Origin of the sequence: uncultured Amaricoccus sp. (assembly GCF_937858865.1) — a bacterium.
Taxonomy (GTDB): Bacteria; Pseudomonadota; Alphaproteobacteria; order Rhodobacterales; family Rhodobacteraceae; genus Amaricoccus.
Window position 1 is genome coordinate 1 of the sequence record NZ_CALLYO010000337.1, and the last position, 3,334, is coordinate 3,334.

General features: G+C 70.4%; 2 protein-coding genes. One reads left to right on the top strand and one right to left on the bottom strand.

Going from position 1 to position 3,334, the window contains the following annotated elements:
• A partial coding sequence (locus Q0112_RS09520; protein ID WP_297974439.1) for an ATP-binding protein occupies positions 1-1,974 on the top strand: 1,974 nt, incomplete at its 5' end.
• 184 nt (positions 1,975-2,158) lie between these two features.
• Here Q0112_RS09520 and recA read toward each other — a convergent pair.
• Positions 2,159-3,223 (bottom strand): recombinase RecA, encoded by a 1,065-nt coding sequence (gene recA / locus Q0112_RS09525; protein ID WP_297974441.1) that lies wholly within the window; start codon positions 3,221-3,223, stop codon positions 2,159-2,161.
• Positions 3,224-3,334: the final 111 nt, after the last annotated feature.

The window sequence follows — 3,334 nt, forward strand, 5'->3', positions numbered from 1 at the left end:
GGGCGCGTGCGCGGGGCCAACGCCGCCGCGCGCCGGGCGCGGCTCGACGCCGGCATCGCCACCGGCGCCGCCTGCTACCGGCTCACCCGCGAGGCCCGCCTCAACGGGGTCGCCGCGGAGGAGATCGAGCCGCGCGGCCGCCTGGTGGTGACCCGCGCCGGCCCGCGCTCCCTGCTCTGGCGCCTCGAGCGCGGGCAGCCCGCCGGATCCGCGGAGGGCGCGGGCTTCGAGACCTCGGCCTTCCCCTGGTTCCGCATCGACGCCGAAGGCCGGATCCTGCAACGCAACGCCGCGGCGGCGGCGCTGATCGAGGGCCGGCAGCGTTTCGACGAGATCCTCGCCGACGCCCCGCTCCGCCCCGACGGCGTGCACCTCCTCGCCGCGACCGGCCAGGCGGTCCGCGCCATCACCCTCGCCGCGGGCGACGACCGGCGCGAGCTCCTGCTCCTGCCGCTGCAGGGCGCCGAGATCTCCGGTCTCGTGCCCGACCACTTCCTCGAGGACCTGCCCGTCGCCCTGGCGCGGCTCGAAGCCGCCGGCCGGCTGACCTATGCCAACAAGGCCGCGCGCCAGCTCCTCGGCGACCGGGCGCAGCCGGGCGTCGACATCGCCGAGCTCCTGGAAGGCCTCGGCCGCCCGATCGCCGAGCGGCTCGCCGACACGGTGCGCGGCCGGGCGCTCGGGCGCTCCGAGATCGCCCGGCTGACCGGCGACGGCCCCGAGGTCTTCCTCCAGGTCGCCTTCACCCGCGCCGTCCTCGACGGGGCGACCTCGCTCCTCGCCGTCATCTCGGACGCGACCGAGCTCAAGACGCTCGAGGCGCAGTTCGTGCAGAGCCAGAAGATGCAGGCGGTCGGCCAGCTCGCCGGCGGCGTGGCGCACGACTTCAACAACCTGCTGACCGCCATCAACGGCCACTGCGACCTGCTGCTCATGCGCCACGACGTCGCCGACGTCGAGCATGGCGACCTGATGCAGATCCGCCAGAACGCCAACCGCGCCGCCGCGCTGGTGCGGCAGCTGCTTGCCTTCTCGCGGAAGCAGACGCTGCGGCCGACCGTGATCAACCTGCAGGACACGCTTTCCGAGCTCACCCACCTCCTCAACCGGCTGCTGAGCGACAAGGTCACGCTCAGGATCGAGCATGCCCCGGACCTCGCGCCGGTCCGGGTGGACGAGCGGCAGATCGAGCAGGTGATCATGAACCTGGTGGTGAACGCACGCGACGCCATGCCGCGCGGCGGCGAGGTGCGGATCACCACGCGGAACGTGCGGCTCGGCCACGACCTGCACCGCGACCGGGCGGTGATCCTGCGCGGCGACTACGTGATCATCGAGGTCGCCGATTCCGGGCACGGGATCCCGGAGGGCAAGCTCAACAAGATCTTCGAGCCCTTCTTCACCACCAAGCAGGTGGGCGAGGGCACCGGGCTCGGGCTGTCGACCGCCTACGGCATCGTCAAGCAGACGGGCGGCTTCATCTTCGCCGACAGCCCCCCCGGCCGCGGCGCCATCTTCACCATCTACCTGCCCGCCTACGACAAGGGCGGCCCGGTGGCGCCGGCCGAGGAGGAGCCCGAGGTGCGGCGGCCGCGGGACCTGACCGGGCGGGGGCTCGTCCTGCTGGTGGAGGACGAGGATCCGGTGCGCTCCTTCGCCGCCCGCGCCCTCCGGCTGCGCGGCTATACCGTCGTCGAGGCCGCCTCGGGGGAGGAGGCGCTCGAGATCCTCGAGGACCCCGCCCTGCACGTCGACATCATGCTCTCGGACGTCATCATGCCCGGGCTCGACGGTCCGGCCTGGGTGCGCGAGGCGCAGAAGGCCCGGCCGGATGCCAAGGTGATCTTCATGTCGGGCTATGCCGAGGACGCCTTCTCCGGCGGCGACAGCGGCGTCCGGGGGGCGAACTTCCTGCAGAAGCCCTTCACGCTCAACGAGCTGACCGAGAGGGTCAAGGATCAGTTGCAGGCCTGAGCGAGCTCCGGGGCGCACGGGTGGGCACGGGTGGGCACGCGTGCCCACCTGGTCCCGTCGTTGTTTTTGCTGGGAAATCACCCTCGCCGTCAACCAGATGGAAACCATCGTTAACGGATCCCCGCGGGGCACTCGTCGCCCGCCCGAGGCCGACCGGGCGGGCCCACGGCGTCCGGGCCGGGGCTCAGTCGCCGAGCACCTCGGCCTGGTCCTCGGACGACATGGCGAAGTCGAGGCCGTGGGCGGCGCGGATCTTGTCCTCGATCTGCAGCGCGATGTCGGGGTTCTCCTTGAGGAAGGTCTTGGCGTTCTCGCGCCCCTGGCCGATGCGCTGGTCGGCGAACGAGTACCAGGCGCCCGACTTCTCCACCACGCCGGCCTTGACGCCGAGGTCGATCAGCTCGCCGCGCTTGGAGATGCCCTCGCCGTACATGATGTCGAACTCGACCTGCTTGAACGGCGGCGCCACCTTGTTCTTCACCACCTTCACCCGGGTGGTGTTGCCGACCACCTCGTCGCGGTCCTTGATCGCGCCGATGCGGCGGATGTCGAGGCGCACGCTGGCGTAGAACTTGAGCGCGTTGCCGCCGGAGGTGGTCTCGGGGCTGCCGAACATCACGCCGATCTTCATGCGGATCTGGTTGATGAAGATCACCATGCAGTTCGACCGGCTGATCGCGCTGGTGAGCTTGCGCATGGCCTGGGACATCAGCCGCGCCTGGGCGCCGACCTGCGCCTCGCCCATCTCGCCCTCGAGCTCGGCCCGGGGCGTCAGCGCCGCGACCGAGTCGACCACGACGACCGAGACCGCGCCCGAGCGCACCAGCGTCTCGGTGATCTCGAGCGCCTGCTCGCCGGTGTCGGGCTGGGAGATCAAGAGCTCGTCGATGTCGACTCCGAGCTTCTTGGCATAGACCGGGTCGAGCGCATGCTCGGCGTCGACGAAGGCGCAGACCCCGCCCTGGCGCTGCTCCTCGGCAATGACGTGGAGCGCGAGCGTGGTCTTGCCCGAGCTCTCCGGCCCGTAGATCTCGACGATGCGGCCCTTCGGGAGCCCGCCGATGCCGAGGGCGACGTCGAGGCCGATCGAGCCGGTCGAGATCGCCTCGATGTCGAGCGCCGGCGTCGAGCCGAGCTTCATGATCGAGCCCTTGCCGAAGCTGCGTTCGATCTGCGCCAGCGCGGATTCGAGCGCCTTCTGCTTGTCCATGCCGCGTCTTTCGGAGAGGTCCACTACGGGAGAGTTCATGCTTCGCCTCTTATTCCACTTTTGTCGGATCGCGGCAATCGGAGCTTCCGTTCACGCCTTGTTCACCATGACACCATGCGCACGAAACAGGAACATTGCAAGACGAATTCG